Below are 16,543 nucleotides of genomic sequence, written 5' to 3'. Positions count from 1 at the left end.
GCGTCAGGCCGGACCGCGGTCGACCAGCGTGAACGCGGTCGGCTCGATGCCGCCGCCCGGCCGCTCGAGCAGGATCGCGCCGCGGTCCTCGCTCCATCGCGCCACCCCCGAGCCGGCGTGGGTGAGCAGCACCGTGTCGTCCGTGCGCGGGTCGATCCGGAACAGGGTGGCGTCGCCGGCGCACGGTCCGAGGGTCACCGCCGGCCCGGCGGTCAGGCAGCGCCCGGAGACCGCCCGGATCCGGTACGCGCCTGCCGCGGACGTGAGCACGAACTCCGTGGGCTCCGCCGACTCGGCCGGGACGACCCGCCCGCCGGCCGCCACGCCGAGGTGGAGGTTGGTGCCCGCCAGTCCCAGCGCGACCCGGCGGTGGCCGGCGAGCGCCGCGGGCGTGACATCGGCCGGGGTGGCCGCCGCGGTCGTCGGCCGGGCGGCCGCCTGGTCCGCCGGCGTCCCGGACGGCTGGCCGGTGGCCCGCAGGGTCACCACGACCGCCGTCGTGACGGCGAGGACCACGGCCGCCGCGGCAGCCACCTCGAACCGCCGCAGGGCGCCGATCCAGTGCGGCACGGCGCGGCGGGGTGCCGGCGGCGGCGCCATCGGGATGGCACGGTCGGCGGGTGCCGCGGTGGCGGGCCGCCGGCTCGCGGCCGCCTCGACCACCTCGCGCAGAAACGGCGTTCCCCGCATCGACGCCGGTGGCGCGGCGGTCGCCGGGGACTGCCTGCCGGGCTGGGGTTGAGGCTGGGGTTGAGGCTGGGGCGCGGTGGCGAGCAACTCGTCGAGCAGCTCGCGGGTGCCCGGACGCTCCGCCGGATCCTTGGCGAGGGCCCGCTCCACCAGGCCGCGCATCGGCTCGTCCAGACCGGACAGCTCGGGTGGGCTGGTCATGATGCGGACGGCGGTGGCGGCGGGTGACTCGGCGCCGAAGGGGGTACGGCCGGTGCCCGCGTACGCCACCACGGCGCCCCAGGCGAAGACGTCGGTCGGCGTGCCGACCCGTGACACCGACTCGTGCTCGAAGCGCTCCGGCGCCATGTAGGACACCGTGCCGACCATCTGGTTGGTGCGGGTGTGCATGCTGGTCGGCTCGAGCGCGCGGGCGATGCCGAAGTCGATGACCTTGATCCCGCCCAGGCCGAACAGCACGTTGCCCGGCTTCAGGTCGCGGTGCACGACCCCGGCGCCGTGGATGGCGGTCAGCGCGGTGGCGATGCCCACGGCCACGCTGTGCAGCGTCGTACGGCTCAGCGGCCCCTGCCGCTGCACCACCTCGGAGAGGCTCGGCCCGTCGATGTACTCGACCACCAGGTACGGCGGGTCGTGGTACGGGTCCGCGTCCAGCACCTCGGCCGTGCAGAACGGCGGCACCTGCCGGGCCCGGTTCACCTCGCTGCGGAAGCGCCGCCGGAACCGGTCGTCGAGCGCCAGCTCGGGCCGCACGACCTTGACCGCGACCTCCCGGCCCCGCGGATCGGCGGCCAGGTAGACGGTGCCCATGCCGCCCTCGCCGAGCCGGCCGAGGATCCGGTACGGGCCGACCTCGGCGAGGTCCCCCGTGAACCGCATCGGCCCCCTCTTCCGCGTGCCCGAACCCGTCGACGACCGTGACGGACCCTACCCCAGGAAAGCCACGGAACGGCTGTTCCGAAGGCGCCACTCAGGCGCTCGTAACCATTCAGAAATCGCTACTCATGAGTACGGCAGAACGGATCGGACAATTATCGGAAAAACCGGTTCAGTGACGCCCGGGGCGGCTATCGCAGCAGGCGGACGAAGACCTCGGCCAGGGCGGTGGCGGTGGTGGCCGGCTCGGCGAGCGGCAGCACGATGTGGCTGACCGTGAGGCGGACGATCGACTCGGCGGCGAGCCGGACCACCCCGGGGCCGGCGTCCGGCAGGTGCGCGGCCGCCCATTCCTCGATGACGGCCCCGGCGGCCTCGAGCACGAGCCCCGAGCGGGTCGTCAGGTAGGGCAGCAGCTCGTCGGCGCCGCCGCGGGCGCTCGTCAGGACGGCGCGGACCAGCGGATTGACCTCGGCCTCGCGCAGGGTGTGCAGGATGGCGGCGTGGGCGGCCGCACGGACGTCCGGGCCGTGGGCGAGCAGCTCCTCGCGGACCGCGGCGACGAAATGCCGGATCTCGGCGGTGGCGAGGGCCTCCGCCAGGCCTGGCCGTCCCTCGAACTCGTTGTAGACCGTCTGCCGGCTGACCCCGGCGGCGCTCGCCACGTCGGCCATGCGGACGTTGTCCCACCCGTGCGCGACGGTCAGGGCGCGCGCGGCGGCGATGAGCGACTCGCGGAGCCGGGCGCGGGTGGCCTCACGGTACGAAGGTGCGGACGTCATGGCCCGCCCAGCGTAGACGGCTCGGTCCGGCGCCGGCGGCGCGGCTGCGGGGGCCGTGGCCGGCCCGGCGCCGGCGGCGCAGGTGCGTGCCCGTCACCGGTTCAGCGTCGGCGGCGCAGGTGCGTGCCCGTCACCGGTTCAGCGTCGGCGGCGCAGGTGCGTGCCCGTCACCGGTTCAGCGTCGGCGGCGCGCGTCCGTGGCCGCGTTGGCGAGCGTGGCGTCGCCGCCGTAGTGGGCGAGCACCCGGTGGTCCATCACGCGGCGCCACAGCGGTGGCACGAGCGCGAGCAGCAGCATCGCGGCGTACCCGGCGGGCAGCTGCGGGGAGACGTCGAAGCTGCGCAGAGTCTGGTACCGGCGCAGCGGATTCGCGTGGTGGTCGCTGTGCCGCTGGAGCTGGAACAGGAAGACGTTGGTGGTCAGCCGGTCGCTGTTCCAGCTGTGCCGCGCGTCGACCTTCTCGTAACGGCCGGCGGCGTTGCGTTGCCGGAGCAGGCCGTAGTGCTCGAGGTAGTTGACCGCCTCGAGGACGGAGAACCCGACGAACGCCTGCAGCAGCAGGAACGGCAGCACCCGCGGTCCGAAGGCGACGGTCAGCGCGGCGAACAGCGCCACGGTCATGGCCCACGCCTGGAGGATGTCGTTGCGGACGGTCCACGGGCTGCGCCCGCGGAGCCGGTGCCGGGAGGTCTCGAGCCGCCACGCCGACCGCAGGCTGCCCAGCACCGTACGCGGCCAGAACCGGTAGTACGACTCGCCGAGCCGGGAACTGGCCGGATCCTCGGGGGTGGCGACGCGGACGTGGTGGCCGCGGTTGTGCTCGACGAAGAAGTGCCCGTACCCGGTCGGCGCCAGGGCGATCTTGGACAGCCACCGCTCGGCGGCCTCACGTTTGTGCCCGAGCTCGTGCGCGGTGTTGATGGCGATGCCGTTGACCAGGCCGGCGGTGAGCACCAGACCCAGGCCGCCCGCGAGGCCGGGGCCGGGTATCCAGGCCGCGCAGCTCACGACCAGGGCCGCGAACTGCGCCGGCAGGAACAGATAGGTGATCCAGCGGTAGTACGGCGAGGCCTGCAGCGCGGGGACGGCGTCCTCCGGCGGGTTGGCGTGGTCGTCGCCGACGAGCAGGTCGACGACCGGGATGACGCCCAGGATCACGACCGGCGTCAGCCACCAGGCCCACCCCGATCCGGTCGCGGCGGCCAGGGCCCAGGCGGCGAACGGCAGGACCGGCACCACCAGGGCCAGCGGCCACAGCGGCCGTTTGGTGTCCCGCCACACGGATTCGGCAACGTCCATGCCGCCATGGTTTACACGGCGACCTCATATGTCAAGCAAGAACCTTGTGAGCAGCGGTTTACCTCTTCGGGGCGATGACCATCACACCCAGGCACATCTCGTCGCTCGTGCCCTCGCCCCAGACCACGTACCGCGGGGGCAGGGTCTTGAGCTGCGGAAGCTGCTGGCGGAGGGCGGCGTCGTGGGTGCAGGTGACGCGGACGGTGTCACCGCGCTCCACGGTGACCGGTTTCGGCAGCGGCGCGAGCGCCTGGTCGTCGAAGTCGTACGCCGGCACGTCGATGACCGTCTGCGCTCTCGGCGTACCCGGATTGATCTCGACCTTGATGGACCGGCCGAGCAGATGCATGTGTCCCGCGGCCATGTAGACGGTGCCCGCTCCGCGGGCGGGCTGGTCGCATCGCTGGGTGGTGCCGGGCACCGGCGCGTGACCGGGATTGCACATCGCCTGCAGGCCGGACACCATCTCGGCGGAGTCCGCGCCGAACCGCTTGCCGACATCCGCCACGGCGGCAGCCCGGTCGCACAGCGGACCCGTCGCGCCGGGCTCGCAGGGCAACTCGATCGGCGCGAACGCCAGGGCTGTCTCCAGCGGGGTGAGCGGCGCCTTGCCGTCCGCGATCCGCATCCGGATGCCGGACCGGTCGGTGTCGCCGCCCTTCGCGCCCAGCAGGTTGTAGTGCACCTGCATGACCAGCTTGCTGCCGGGAGGCATCTCGAACCCGAACCCGGCGGGCATCAGCGTCTCGCCGGCCCCGGGCGCCCAGTGCGCCACCCACGCGGTCTCGCCCTGCACCCCGGTGTCGCCGAAGCAGGTCCAACCCTCGCCCGGCGTCGCGGCGTCCTCCCGGGCGGCGGACCGCGCCTGCTCGGGGCTCAGCCGGTAGAAGATCGCGTGGTGCACGATGGCGGCGTTCTGCGGCAGGAACTTGCTGCCGGTCAGGAACGCGCCCTCGGTCAGCTTCGGGTCGACGAGGAAGCACCGGTACTCGTCGGTGCCGCCGTGCGGCGCGGCCGGCTTGTACGGCTGCGGCAACGCCAGATCGACGAACCGTTCCCCGGCCCGCAGGGGCGCCGGCGGGGCGGCGGAGGCGACGCTGTGCCCGGCGTGGGTGCTCGTGGCGGCTGTGGGCGGTGGCGCGGCCGGGGGCGGCGTCTCGGTCTTCGACGCGCACGCGGCGAGGAGCAGCACGGCGGTCAATGCGGCAGCGGTGCGGGTTGCTCTCATGACGGCTCTCCCAGGGGGTCCGGATGTGAGACCCGTTCATCGTTCCAGCGGCGGTCCGGGAAATATATCCGGGAAGACCCGGATAGGTCGCTTTCGATCGTTCGCGCCGGCCCGCCTCGCCCGGGACCGTGGCACGAACCGGGGATTCACCGGGGCGGCGCGCGCCCTAGCGTCGGCGCGGAGATCGACTCCGCCGACCGCACCGGGAGATCCGTCATGCCACGCACCGCTCCGGTCTTGCGCATCGCGCTGCGGCTGGCCGCCACCTGCGTGGCAGCCGGCGTCGCGCTGGCGCTGACGGGCTGCACGCACGGCGGGGGCGAGCGGAGACGGTTCGCGTCACCGGTCTCGTTCATCCCGCCCAGCTCGGCGGCCGCGACCCCGCAGCCGCCGGCCTTCCCGCGGGTCCCGGCCTCCTCGTCGGCTCCAGCCGCCGCGCCGGCGTCCGCGACGCCGGCTGCCGGGCTGGTCCCCGGTTCCCCGCCGCGGGCTGCCGGACCTGCACCGGGTTCGGCGCCGGCGTCCACGACCGCGCCGGCTCCGAACAGCGCCGGGCCGGGTCTCTCTCCGGGGCCCACCGGGCGCCCTGCTCCGCGTGCCGGGGGACGGAGCCGCCGGCCTGGGACGGAGCCGGCCTGCCGGGCCCCGGCCGACGAGGCCGTCAGGCCAGGACCGAGCCGATCGCGACCGCTGACCACTGCGCACCACTGTCGGAGTCGCCAGGCGCACCGTCGATCCGCTGAACACTAGGTTCCTAGGATGCTCTAGGCGATGCGCTGCCACGCCACCGTGCCGGCGGGCGACGAGGCCGACGGTCAGGCGGGCGACGACGCGGTGGAGCGCACCGGCGTGGCCGGCAGCCACACCGTCATCGTGGTGCCCTCCCCGGGCCGGCTCGCCGCCGTGATGGTGCCGCCGTGCGCTTCCGCCAGCTTCCGCGCGATCGGCAGCCCGAGCCCGCTGCCGCCCGTGGCCCGGGTCCGGGAGCTGTCCGCGCGCCAGAACCGGTCGAAGATGCGGGGCAGGTCCTCCGGCGCGATGCCCACGCCGGTGTCCGTGACGGAGACCGTGAGGCCGTGCGGGTCGGCGGTCGCCGTCACCGTGACGCTGCCGCCGGGTGGGGTGTAGCGGATGGCGTTCGAGACGAGGTTGCCGACCATCTGACGCAGGCGTACGGGATCGGCCTGCACCTCCGGGTCTCCGTCGACCCGCACCGACAGCCGGACCCGGGCCTTCGCCGCGGCGCTGCGGTGGGCCTCGCCCACCTGCGTGATGAGGTCGCGGGCGTAGACGGCCTCGGGGTGGACCCGCAGGTTGCCGGCGTCGGCGGCGGCCAGGTCGCTGAGGTCGTCGATGATGTGCTGCAGCAGCAGCGCCTCCTCGTGGAGGAGGTCGAGCAGGGACGGGCCGGGCGGGGTGAGGCCGTCCTGGGCCGCCTCGAGCCAGCTGCGGATGTTGGTCAGCGGCGTACGCAGCTCGTGGGCGACGTCGCTGACCATCGCGCGGCGCTGGGCTTCGGCGTGCTCGCGGCGTTCGGCGAGGTCGTTGAGGGCACGGGCGAGGTAGCCGATCTCGTCGTCGCCGGCGACCGGCATGGGCGCGCGGTCGTCGACGGGCTGGGTCGCCGCGTCGGTGAGGGCGCGCAGCGGGCGGACGAGGCGGCGGCCCATGAGGACCGTGACGAGGACGGCGGCGAGCAGGACCGCGCCGGTGACCCAGGCGATGCGGAAGGCGTTGGCGCGGGAGAGGCTGAACACCGGGGTGTCCGCGTCGTCGGCGGGGTCGGTGACGAACAGCAGGGCCGGCGGGGCCACGTACGGCCGCAGCTGCCGCACCCGGGACTGCTGGAGGCACGAGCGGACCTGGGCGGTGCCGGCGGCGGGGCTGCGCCGGTCGACGTCGAGCGGGAAGACGCGGAACTGGCGGGAGATGTAGACCGCCTTCGCGTCGACGTCGAGGCACTGGGCGGTCAGTTTGGCGAGCTCGCGCAGCGCCCGCTCCTCGGTCGTGGTGGTGATGTCGCCGACCCGCTCGCCGCAGAAGGCGGTGATGTTCTTCGGGTCCAGCGAGACCGCCTCCACCGTCGGGCGCCCGCCGGGCGAGTCGACGATCTTGCCGTCCACCTGGCCGTCCGCCATGCACTTGAGCTGCGTCTCGAGCATCCGGCGCACCAGGGCGCGCTCGTCGGCGGGAAGCTTGTACGGCCCCACCGCGCGCGGGTCGATGCGTTCGGTGCCGCCGGTGAGCCCGAGGTCGAGACGCAACGGGTCGACGGTGGCCGAGGGCCGGGCGGTGCGCAGCGACGGACCGGGCCGGGAGTCGGCGATGATGTCACGGTCCTCGGTGGTGAGGGTGATGCGCCGGCCCAGCTTGGCGGCGCGGGGCACGATCACCGTGCCGACGTCGGACCAGTCGCGGTGGGTGGCGGCGTAGCCGACGAGCATGTCGTACACGCTCTTGTCGTCGGCGAGCGACTGGCCCTGTTCCTGGCGGATGGCACGGGTGGTGGTCTGGGTGGCGAGCCAGGCGGTCGCCACGATCGCGGCGACCGCGATGAGCACGGAGGTGGCCAGGAGGCGCCCCACGAGGCTGCGGCGCAGCGGTACCCGCCCGCGGGTCACTCGGCGCCGCCGGTGAGTTTGTAGCCGACGCCGTACACGGTGACGAGCAGCTGGGGCCGGCGCGGATCGGCCTCGATCTTGCGGCGCAGGTTCATGACGTGCACGTCGATGGTGCGTTCGGTGGAGTTGCGGTCGAGACCGCGGGTGCGGGTGAGCAGCTGGGAGCGGGTGAAGACGCGGCCGGGCTGGCGGGCCATCGCCTCCAGGATCGCGAACTCGCCGGGCGTGCAGTCGATCGGTTCGCCGCCCGCGCTGACCGTGTGCCGGGCCGGATCGACGGTGATCCGGCCGACGGTGACGAGCGGGCCGGCCGCCGGTGCGGTGACCCGGACCCGGCGCAGCAGGGTGCGGATGCGGGCCATCAGCTCGCGCGGGCTGTACGGCTTCGTCAGGTAGTCGTCGGCGCCGAGGTCGAGGCCGCGCAGGAGGTCGTCCTCGGTGGCCCGGGCGGTGAGCATGAGCACGAGCACGTCGGATTCGCGGCGCAGCGTACGGCACACGTTGAGCCCGTCGAGGCCGGGCATCATCACGTCCAGCACGAGCAGGTCGGGCGGTTGCCGGCGGGCCTGCGCGAGGGCGGTCAGGCCGTCGTGCACGACGGTGGTGGCGTGGCCCTCTGCCTCCAGGTATCGCCGCAGCACCTCGGCCTGCCGCCGGTCGTCCTCCGCCACGAGCACATGGGCACACACGAGGGCGACTATAGGGGCGGCCGGCCGGCGCGCCCATGGCTCGCGGGGGAACCTGACAAGTTCCTCATGATCTCTGCCCAGGATGGTCGGCATGTCTTCTGAGGCGCCGACCGAGCGGATCTCGTTACCGCCCGCAGCGTACGACGACGCTGCGGCCCGGCCCCGCCGCCGCCGATGGCTCGCGGCCGCCGTGGCCCTGCTGGCGCTGTCGGCCGCCGGGGTCGTGGTGGCGCTGCGCCGGCCGGACCGCGACGCCCGCGAGCAGGTGGCGCAGACCGGACCCGCGGTGGAGACCGCCGAGCTCGTCCGGCAGGACATGTCGACCACCGATTCGCTGCCGGGCACGCTCGGGTACGGCGCCCCGCGGCCGGTCGCGGGCGGCGGTGAGGGCATCGTCACGTGGGTGCCGAAGCCGGGCGCGACGGTACGCCGGGGCAGGCAGCTGTATCGCGTCGACGACCGTCCGGTGCCGCTCTTCTACGGCAGCATGCCGCTGTACCGCCCGTTGAGCACGCGCAACACCGCCGGGCGGGACGTGCGCATCGTCGCGAACAACCTGCGGGCGCTGGGGTACTCGATCGGTCACCAGCCGTCGCCGGGGGACTGGGTGAGCAAGCCGCAGCCGGCCGCGCCGAAGGGCGCGGGGAAGGCGGATCCGCCGGCGAAGCCGGCCGCGCCGGCGTCGACGAGGGTGCGCAGCGGGGAGAGCGTGCTGACCGCGTCGCTGATCGCGGCGATCAAGCGCTGGCAGCACGACGCCGGGATGCCCGAGACCGGCGCGCTCGCCCCCGGCGACGTGGTCGTGCAGCGCGGGCCGGTCCGGGTGGACTCGGTGTCGGTGCAGCCCGGCGCGGCCGCCGACGGCCCGCTCATGTCGGTCACGCCGACCGACAAGGTGATCACCGTGCTGGCCGACGCGAACCAGGGCGGCGCCGTGGACCGGGGCGACAAGGTGACCGTGTCCCTGCCCGGTGACAAGACCGCGCGCGCCACCGTCAGCGCCGTCGGCACGGAGCTGAAGGCGCAGGACGGCGAGGCCGGCGACGCCCCGCCGCGGTTGAGCATCACCGTCACGCTGGACGACCCGAAGGTGGCGCGGCGCATCGACTCCGCGGACGTCGAGGTCGCGTTCGCCGGTGAGACCCACGAGGACGTGCTGGTGGCGCCGGTGGGTGCGCTGGTCGCGCTCAGCGAGGGCGGGTACGCCGTGCAGGTCGAGGGCGGCGGCCTGGTGGCCGTGGAGACCGGCATGTTCGCCAAGGGCCTGGTGGAGATCGAGGGCGCCGGCCTGGAACCGGGTACGCGCGTGGTGACCACCTCGTGAGCGCGGTGACGCCGGTGCTGTCCGTACGCGGCGCCACCATGACGTACCCGGGCGGGGTGACCGCGCTGGCCGGGGTGTCGCTGGACATCGCGCCGGGCGAGTTGCTCGCGATCGTCGGGCCGTCCGGGTCGGGCAAGTCGACGCTGCTGAACATCATGGGCACCCTCGACCGGCCGACGTCCGGGACCGTCGAGGTGGCCGGGCACGACATCGCCCGGCTGGGCGATCGGCGGCTGTCGGCGCTGCGCGGGCGGCTGCTCGGCTTCGTGTTCCAGCAGTTCCACCTCACCGACGGGCTCAGCGCCGCGGAGAACGTGGCGACCGGCCTGCTGTACGCGGGGGTGCCCCGGCGGAACCGGCGCCGGCTGGCGCACGAGGCGCTGGCCCGGGTGGGGCTCGCCCATCGTGCCGGGCACCTGCCGCGGCAGTTGTCCGGCGGGGAACGGCAACGGGTCGCGATCGCGCGGGCGCTCGTGAACGGGCCGGCGCTGGTGCTGGCCGACGAGCCGACCGGCGCGCTGGACACCGTGACCGGCCACGCGGTGCTGGATCTGCTGCACCGGCTGCACGCGGAGGGGACCACGATCGCCTTGATCACCCATGACCGGGACATCGCCGCGTCGCTGCCGCGGCGCGTCGAGATCCGCGACGGGCGGCTGGTGTCCGACACCGCGCGGGCGTCCGTACCGGTGGTGTCGCGGTGACGGCCCCGGACATCCGTCCCGTCCGGCTGGCGCCGCTGGACCTGCTCGGGCTGGGGCTGCTGGGGATCCGTACCCGGCGGCTGCGCGCGGCGCTGTCGGCGCTGGGCATCTCGATCGGCATCGCCACGATGATCGTGGTGACCGGCATCCCGGCGTCCAGCCAGGCCGCGCTCCTGCGGGAGTTGTCGGCGCTGGGCACGAACATGCTGCAGGTGATGCCGACCCCGGATCAGGATCCGCCGGCGCTCCTGCCGGAGCAGGCGGTGCCGATGGTCCAGCGCATCGGCCCGGTCACGCAGGCGAGCGCGGTCGCCAACACCCACACCCTGGTACGCCGCAACGACCGTACGGATCCCAAGGACGGTTCCGGCCTCACGGTGCTGGCCAGCCGCCTCGACCTGCTGGACGTCATCAACGCGCGGGTCCGCGACGGCGCCTGGCTGAACCCGGCCACGGCGAAGTTCCCGGCGGTGGTGCTCGGCTCGGTCGCCGCCGACCGGCTGGGCTTCGCGAGCCTGCCCGGTGGTGCGGCGCCCCAGGTGATGATCGGCGACACGTGGTTCACGGTGGTCGGCATCCTCGCCACGACCCCGCTGTCGCCGGACATCGACCGCTCGGTGCTGGTCGGCTGGGAGTCGGCCCGTACGCAGCTGCGGTTCGACGGCCACCCCACCGTCCTGTACGTCCGCGCCGAGGAATCGCAGCTGGAGGCGGTCCGGTCGGTGCTGCCGGCGACGGTGTACCCGGAGCGGCCGGGCCAGGTCGTCGTGAGCCGCCCGTCGGACGCGCTGGCCGCGAAGCGGGCCACCGAGAACGCCTTCTCCAGCCTGTTCCTCGCCCTGGCGGCGGTGGCGCTGCTGGTCGGCGGGATCGGGGTGGCGAACACGATGGTGATCTCGGTGCTGGAACGCCGCTCGGAGATCGGCCTGCGGCGTGCGCTCGGCGCCAGCCGGGGTCAGATCCGGGGCCAGTTCCTCACCGAGTCGGTCGCGCTCGCGGGGCTGGGCGGGCTGGCCGGCACCGCGCTCGGGCTGCTCGGCACGGCGGCGTACGCGGCGTACCACGGCTGGCCGGTCATCGTGCCGGTGACAGCCGCGGTGGCCGGGGTCGCCGGTGCGGTGGTGGTGGGGATCCTCGCCGGGGTGTACCCGTCGATCCGGGCGTCCCGGCTGACCCCGACGGAGGCGCTGGCCACGGTGTGACCGCGGCGGCCCGCCGGGCCGCCGCGGCCGGCGGGCTCACTTGTGCTTCGCGGCTACTTCGCGTTCGCAGTCGGGCGCCTTGTCCATGCCCTTGGTGATGGACTCCTGGTCGTTCTGGTCGCCGCCGAGCATGATGTCGAGGCCGTTGTCGCCGACCTCGACGTACCGGATGCCCTTCTCCTTCAGACACTTCACGACGTCGCGCGCGAAGTCCTTGGCCTCCGGGTTGGCCGGGTCCTTCTCCCACGGCGGCAGCGGGTAGAACAGCGGGTTGCAGATCTTGTCCGCCGCCTCCAGCTTGTTCAGCTGGGCTCCCGTCGGCCGCTTGCCGCCCCATTCCCCCCGGGGCTTCGCCCCGTGTTCCTTCAGGCAGTTGTCGTACGGCTTCAGCATCGCCTCGAACTCTTCGGCCGTGGTGTCGAGCCGTTCCCGGGGCCGGGACGCGGCGGACGCCGATGCGGACGGGGTGCTACCCGTGCTTGCCAAGGTGGCGACCCGCGGGCTGTCGGTGGTGGACGCCGCGCTCGAGCACGCCGAGCCGGCGAGCATCACGGCGGCCATCACGACGACGGCGTGCCGGGGTCTGCGCTTGTATGCCATGGCTTTCGCCTTCCTGACGCGAGATTCCTCCGTCAGGCAGCATCGCGAGCGTATGTGTGAAAGCTGTCAGATCGTGCTCCCCGGCATCGTCGCGCGCTCGTCTGTCCGGTCATACGGCACCGCCGGTCCTGCGTGCCGGGTCGGGGGTGCCCGGACCGCTTGACGTACGATCTGCGCACTTTGACCGTTTTCCGGGGGAGTGCTGTGAAAGTTGCCGTCGTCGCGCTGGTCATGGCGGGCCTACTGAGCGTGCCCGCGCCTGCCCTGGCCGCGCCGCCCGACCCCGCGAAGATCGAGGCCGTCACCGAGATCCAGGACGACATGTGGCCGATCAAGAAGGACTACGCGGTCGCCCCGGGCGAGGTCGTGCCCGCGCCGCTCGGCGTGCAGAGCGCCGACTCCAGCCCGGTGCGGGGCCTGGTGGCGCAGGTGCAGGCCGGTGCGGGCCTCGAGTTCGCCCGCCGTTACCGCAACTGCTGGTACACCCGCGGCGGCGCGGGCGAGATGGCGTGGTGCTCGTTCGACGCGGTGCTCGGGCCGTACCGGACACTCGCCGTCACGGCGCCGATGGTCGCCGTGTCCCCTCAGGCGCAGCCCGGCGCCACCACGGTGCTGGCCTTCCGATGGCAGAGCCGGGCGTGGGCCGACGCGCGCGGCGGCCTGCGCGAGGTGGCCGGCTTCTTCGCCGCGCCGGGCGCCCCGGTCGTGGCCGGCGCCGGCGGTGAGCTGGCGCTGGAGCCGCGGGATCTGCCCACGGCCGACATCCGCGCCAACGGCAACCACGTCCAGGTGCGAATCCTGGCCGGGCCGCCGCCCTCCGCCACCGCATCGCCGGCTCCTACGGCTTCCGCCGGCGGTGCAGGGGCCCCCGGCCCCGCGCCGAGCGCCGGAGCGGGCGGCTCCGGGGCGACGGGCGGGCTGCCCGTCACCGGTCCCGGTTTCACCCTCGTGGGCGTCTTCCTGCTCGCGGCCGGTCTGCTCGGCTACCTGACCGGCCGCCGCGGGCGGAACCGCTTCGTGGCCTGAAACGCGAGGGGCCGGGACTCGTGAACGAGTCCCGGCCCCGGGCCGATCGGGGGGAATCAGCCCCGCCAGTTGATGGTCATCGCGTACCAGATGAGCGTCGCCGCCTCCCTCGAGTTCAGCGCCGCGTTACGGCCGAGCGAGTGCACGACCACCTTGGAGATGTACTGGCCCCAGTTGCGCTTGGCGATCGCGTTGTCGAAGTCCCTCAGCGTCGCCGCGCTCGCCTTGCCGCCCAGGTACTGGCGGGTCAGGATCTGCAGCCAGTTCCCGGTCGCCTCGACGGTGTACGTGAGGTTCACCTGAGCCGCCGTGTTGCCGGCCTTGTCGACGGCGCCCGCGCAGACCACCGTGTGCACACCGTCGTCGGTGGTGGTGTCGGTCAGCTTGGCCTCCGTCGCGACGCCGGACAGCGCGTCGGTGGTGCGGCAGGAGACCGTGGGAACCTCGTCCGCGCCGTACTTGGCACCGTTCGTGGCGCCCAGCACGGTGACGACCGGGGCCGTCTTGTCGACGTTCACCGTCGTCGTGGCGGTGGTGGTGTTGCCGGCCTTGTCGCTGGCCGTGCCCGGCACGCTGATCCCGGCGCCCTCGTCGGCGACCGTGGCTGCCGCGGGGCAGCTCGCCACGGCGGAGCCGGTGTCGGTGCAGGTGTAGCGCACGGTCGGAGCGCTGCGGTACCAGCCCGCGGCGTTCTTCACACCGTCGACGGTGGCGGTGAGCTCCGGCGAGACGAGGTCGACGTTGACCGTCACCGACGCGGTGGCGGTGTTGCCGGCCTTGTCGGTGGCCGTACCGCTGACGGCCTGGGCGGCGCCGTTCGTGGTGACCGTGACGTCGGCGGGGCAGTCGGCGATGCCGGAGCCCTCGTCGGTGCAGGTGAAGTGCACGGTCGGCGCGCTGTTGAACCAGCCGTCGGCGTTCGGCGCGTCCACCAGGGTCGCGGTGATCGCCGGGGCGGCCTGGTCGACGTTCACCGTGACCGAGGTGGTGGCGGTGTTGCCGGCCTTGTCGGCGGCCGTACCCATGACGATCTTGGCCGTGCCGTCGGTCACCGTGGCGTCGGCGGGGCAGTCGGCGATGCCGGAGCCCTCGTCGGTGCAGGTGAAGTGGACGGTGGGGGCGCCGCGGTACCAGCCGTCGGTGTTCGCCTCGCCCACGACGGTGGCGGTGATGACCGGCGCGGTGCGGTCGACGCTCACGACCACCGAGGCGGTCGCGGTGTTGCCGGCGTTGTCGGTCACGGTGCCGATGACGGTCTGCCCGGCGCCGTCCGTGGTCACCTCGGTGTCCGCGGGGCAGGCGGCCAGGCCCGAGCCGGCCTCGATGCAGGTGAAGTGCACGGTCGGCGCGGTACGGAACCAGCCGTCGCCGTTCGCCTCGCCCACGACGACCGCGCTGATCAGCGGCGCGCTGCGGTCCACGTTCACCGTGAGCGACGTGGTGGCGGTGTTGCCCGCCTTGTCGGTCGCGGTGCCGGTGACCGGCAGGTTCGCGCCCTCGCCGTCGACCTTGACGTCGGCCGGGCAGGCCTTGACGCCCGAGCCCCCGTCGGTGCAGGTGAAGTGGACCGTGGGGGCGGTGCGGTACCAGCCGTCCGCGTTCGCGTCGCCCAGGACCGTGGCGGTGATCTCGGGGGCCACCTGGTCGACGTTCAGCGTGACGGAGGTGCTCGCGCTGTTGCCGGCCTTGTCGACCGCCGTACCGGTGATCTTCTGACCGATGCCGTCGGTGGTGATCTTCCGGTCGGCCGGGCAGGTGGCGATGCCGGAGACCGCGTCGGAGCAGCTGAAGCGGACGGTCGGCGGGGTGGTGTACCAGCCGTCGGCGTTTGCGTCACCCACGACGGTCGCGGTGATGACCGGCGCGACCTGGTCGAGGTTCAGCACGACCGTGGCGTTCGCGCTGTTGCCGGCCTTGTCGGTCGCCGTACCGATGACGGTCTGGTTGACGCCGTCGACGGTGACCGGGGTGTCGGCCGGGCAGTTCAGCAGGGTGGAGATGCCCGACACCACGTCGGAGCAGGTGTAGGTGACCACCGGTGCGCTGGTGTACCAGCCGGCGGCGTTCTTGGTGCCGCGGACGGTGGCCGAGATGGCCGGCGCCGTCTTGTCGATGTTGAGCGTCCGGGTGATCGTGGCGGTGTTGCCCGCGGCGTCCACGGCGGTGCCGGAGAACCGCTGGCCGATGCCGTCGGTGGTGGCCGGCAGGTCGGCGGGGCAGCTCGCGATCGAGCCGCTGTCGTCCTTGCAGGTGAAGTGGATGGTCACCGGCGTACGGAACCAGCCGTTGTAGGGCGTCTGCGACAGCGTGGTGGTGATCGTCGGCGGGGTCTGGTCGGAGCCGCTCGCCACCGTGGTGGTGGTCGTGGTCGAGTCCGTCGGCTGCTCGGCCGGCGTGCCGGGGTTCTCCGCGGGAGCGGTCGTGACGCCCGGCTCCGGGGTGGCGGTGGGGGCCGGCGCGGTCGGGGCCTCGGTGGGCTCGGCGACCGGCGTGGAGGCCGTCGTGGCCTCGAAGACCGGCACGGAACCGGCCACCGCGCCGCTGCCGCCGTTGTCGTTGTACGCCTTGACCTCGACGATCCAGCTCTTGGCGACGTCGAGCGCGAGCGTGGCGGCGGTGGTGGCGTCGACCCGCAGCGACTTGGTGATCTTGGTCTCGCCATAGTTGATCAGGTAGTACGTGGCGGCGGGACCGGTCGTCGCCGCCTTCCAGACGACCTCGACGGTGCCCGGCGCGTCGGCGCGGCGCTGCACGACCAGGTTCGTCGGGTCGGCCGGGCGGAAGCGGTCGATCAGCGACTTGGCGGTCGAGCAGGCGCCGAACTCGTTCACCGTGGTGACGGCCAGGGTGTAGGCGCGAGCCGGGTCGATGCCCTCGAAACGGAACGACGTGTCCATGGACGTCGTGTCGGATAGCACGACGCCGTCGGACAGCCGGGTGAAGACGGCCCGGTAGCCGGTCAGCGGCGTGTAGCCGGTCCAGGACGGCACACGCCAGGACGCGACGGCGACCGTGCCGTCGTCCTCCCGCTTGGGCGCCATGCCCATGATGGTGCCGGGCGTCAGCGACTTGAGCGTCCAGAATCCGGTGCTCGTCGTGGCCCCGGCGGCGTCGGAGGCGCCCACCCGGATCTTGTACGACGTGCAGTTGTCCGGCGCGTCGATGGTGTAGCTCGTCGTCGAGGCCGGCACGTTGATGATCGTCTCGACGTCACCGGCGATGCTGTCCACGACGTAGTGGTCGGCGTCGGGAACGGCCTTCCACGTCACGTTGATCTTGTGCACGTCGTCCGCGGCGCGGGCGACCGTAAAGCTCTTGGGGGCAGCCGGGGCAGCACTCGCCATGGTCGGTGTCCCGACGGCGGTCACCGCCACTCCCAGCAGACCGGCGCCCACCGCAGTGAGCAGTCGCCTCACGTCCATGTGGCCTCATCTCGGTTCGAACAGTTCGGCTTCTCGGATCGGCGGGGAACCTCAAGCCCGTCTCAAGCCCTGCTCTGGT

General features: G+C 73.5%; 13 protein-coding genes. 4 read left to right on the top strand and 9 right to left on the bottom strand.

Annotated features, from left to right (window positions below):
* Nucleotides 1–3: 3 nt before the first annotated feature.
* The 7 genes from AB0K03_RS23950 to AB0K03_RS23920 all read right to left on the bottom strand — a co-directional run bounded on the left by AB0K03_RS23950 (nt 4) and on the right by AB0K03_RS23920 (nt 8,186).
* Nucleotides 4–1,569 (bottom strand): protein kinase domain-containing protein, encoded by a 1,566-nt coding sequence (locus AB0K03_RS23950; protein ID WP_364688368.1) that lies wholly within the window; start codon nt 1,567–1,569, stop codon nt 4–6.
* Nucleotides 1,570–1,757: 188 nt separating this feature from the next.
* Nucleotides 1,758–2,348, bottom strand: a complete 591-nt coding sequence (locus AB0K03_RS23945; RefSeq protein WP_364688366.1) for a TetR family transcriptional regulator — start codon at nt 2,346–2,348, stop codon at nt 1,758–1,760.
* Nucleotides 2,349–2,523: 175 nt separating this feature from the next.
* Nucleotides 2,524–3,648 (bottom strand): alkane 1-monooxygenase, encoded by a 1,125-nt coding sequence (locus AB0K03_RS23940; protein ID WP_364688364.1) that lies wholly within the window; start codon nt 3,646–3,648, stop codon nt 2,524–2,526.
* Between the two features lie 58 nt (nt 3,649–3,706).
* Nucleotides 3,707–4,876, bottom strand: coding sequence for a monooxygenase (locus tag AB0K03_RS23935; protein WP_364688362.1), 1,170 nt, complete (start codon nt 4,874–4,876; stop codon nt 3,707–3,709).
* Between the two features lie 146 nt (nt 4,877–5,022).
* Complete coding sequence (locus AB0K03_RS23930; RefSeq protein ID WP_364688360.1) at nt 5,023–5,454, bottom strand: hypothetical protein; 432 nt, start codon at nt 5,452–5,454, stop codon at nt 5,023–5,025.
* Between the two features lie 237 nt (nt 5,455–5,691).
* Complete coding sequence (locus AB0K03_RS23925) at nt 5,692–7,497, bottom strand: HAMP domain-containing sensor histidine kinase (protein ID WP_364688358.1); 1,806 nt, start codon at nt 7,495–7,497, stop codon at nt 5,692–5,694.
* Entirely contained in the window at nt 7,494–8,186 is a 693-nt protein-coding gene (locus AB0K03_RS23920; protein ID WP_364688356.1) for a response regulator transcription factor, read from the bottom strand. The genes AB0K03_RS23925 and AB0K03_RS23920 overlap by 4 nt, the downstream gene beginning before the upstream one ends.
* Nucleotides 8,187–8,277: 91 nt before the next feature.
* Between AB0K03_RS23920 and AB0K03_RS23915 the strand changes: the two genes are divergently transcribed.
* Genes AB0K03_RS23915 through AB0K03_RS23905 form a run of 3 tightly spaced genes read left to right on the top strand, consistent with a single transcriptional unit; the run spans nt 8,278 to nt 11,416 of the window.
* Nucleotides 8,278–9,510: an efflux RND transporter periplasmic adaptor subunit gene (locus tag AB0K03_RS23915; protein WP_364688354.1), complete on the top strand. Its 1,233-nt coding sequence runs from the start codon at nt 8,278–8,280 to the stop codon at nt 9,508–9,510.
* A 38-nt stretch (nt 9,511–9,548) separates the two neighbouring features.
* Nucleotides 9,549–10,214: an ABC transporter ATP-binding protein gene (locus AB0K03_RS23910; protein WP_364688437.1), complete on the top strand. Its 666-nt coding sequence runs from the start codon at nt 9,549–9,551 to the stop codon at nt 10,212–10,214.
* Complete coding sequence (locus tag AB0K03_RS23905; RefSeq protein ID WP_364688352.1) at nt 10,211–11,416, top strand: ABC transporter permease; 1,206 nt, start codon at nt 10,211–10,213, stop codon at nt 11,414–11,416. The genes AB0K03_RS23910 and AB0K03_RS23905 overlap by 4 nt, the downstream gene beginning before the upstream one ends.
* A 36-nt stretch (nt 11,417–11,452) precedes the next feature.
* On the opposite strand, the gene AB0K03_RS23900 is transcribed toward AB0K03_RS23905, so the two are convergent.
* A complete protein-coding gene (locus tag AB0K03_RS23900; protein ID WP_364688350.1) occupies nt 11,453–12,016 on the bottom strand; it encodes a hypothetical protein in 564 nt (187 codons plus the stop codon).
* Between the two features lie 204 nt (nt 12,017–12,220).
* Here AB0K03_RS23900 and AB0K03_RS23895 point away from each other — a divergent pair, with 204 nt between their 5' ends.
* On the top strand, nt 12,221–13,042 hold the full coding sequence (locus tag AB0K03_RS23895) for a hypothetical protein (RefSeq protein ID WP_364688348.1): 822 nt from the start codon (nt 12,221–12,223) through the stop codon (nt 13,040–13,042).
* A 56-nt stretch (nt 13,043–13,098) separates the two neighbouring features.
* Here the strand turns inward: AB0K03_RS23895 and AB0K03_RS23890 are convergent, their stop codons facing one another.
* A complete protein-coding gene (locus tag AB0K03_RS23890; protein ID WP_364688346.1) occupies nt 13,099–16,464 on the bottom strand; it encodes a Neogenin in 3,366 nt (1,121 codons plus the stop codon).
* Nucleotides 16,465–16,543: the final 79 nt, after the last annotated feature.

The sequence above is a fragment of the Actinoplanes sp. NPDC049316 genome (genome assembly GCF_040677315.1).
Taxonomy (GTDB): domain Bacteria; phylum Actinomycetota; class Actinomycetes; order Mycobacteriales; family Micromonosporaceae; genus Actinoplanes.
This window is presented reverse-complemented; position numbering and strand designations above follow the sequence as displayed.

Bases quoted from the DNA above. Each gene is read 5' to 3' on its own strand.
- AB0K03_RS23935 (WP_364688362.1), bottom strand. From the start codon at position 4,876: ATGAGAGCAACCCGCACCGCTGCCGCATTGACCGCCGTGCTGCTCCTC.
- AB0K03_RS23945 (WP_364688366.1), bottom strand. From the start codon at position 2,348: ATGACGTCCGCACCTTCGTACCGTGAGGCCACCCGCGCCCGGCTCCGC.
- AB0K03_RS23915 (WP_364688354.1), top strand. From the start codon at position 8,278: ATGTCTTCTGAGGCGCCGACCGAGCGGATCTCGTTACCGCCCGCAGCG.
- AB0K03_RS23890 (WP_364688346.1), bottom strand. From the start codon at position 16,464: ATGGACGTGAGGCGACTGCTCACTGCGGTGGGCGCCGGTCTGCTGGGA.
- AB0K03_RS23950 (WP_364688368.1), bottom strand. From the start codon at position 1,569: ATGCGGTTCACGGGGGACCTCGCCGAGGTCGGCCCGTACCGGATCCTC.
- AB0K03_RS23940 (WP_364688364.1), bottom strand. From the start codon at position 3,648: ATGGACGTTGCCGAATCCGTGTGGCGGGACACCAAACGGCCGCTGTGG.
- AB0K03_RS23900 (WP_364688350.1), bottom strand. From the start codon at position 12,016: ATGGCATACAAGCGCAGACCCCGGCACGCCGTCGTCGTGATGGCCGCC.
- AB0K03_RS23910 (WP_364688437.1), top strand. From the start codon at position 9,549: ATGACGTACCCGGGCGGGGTGACCGCGCTGGCCGGGGTGTCGCTGGAC.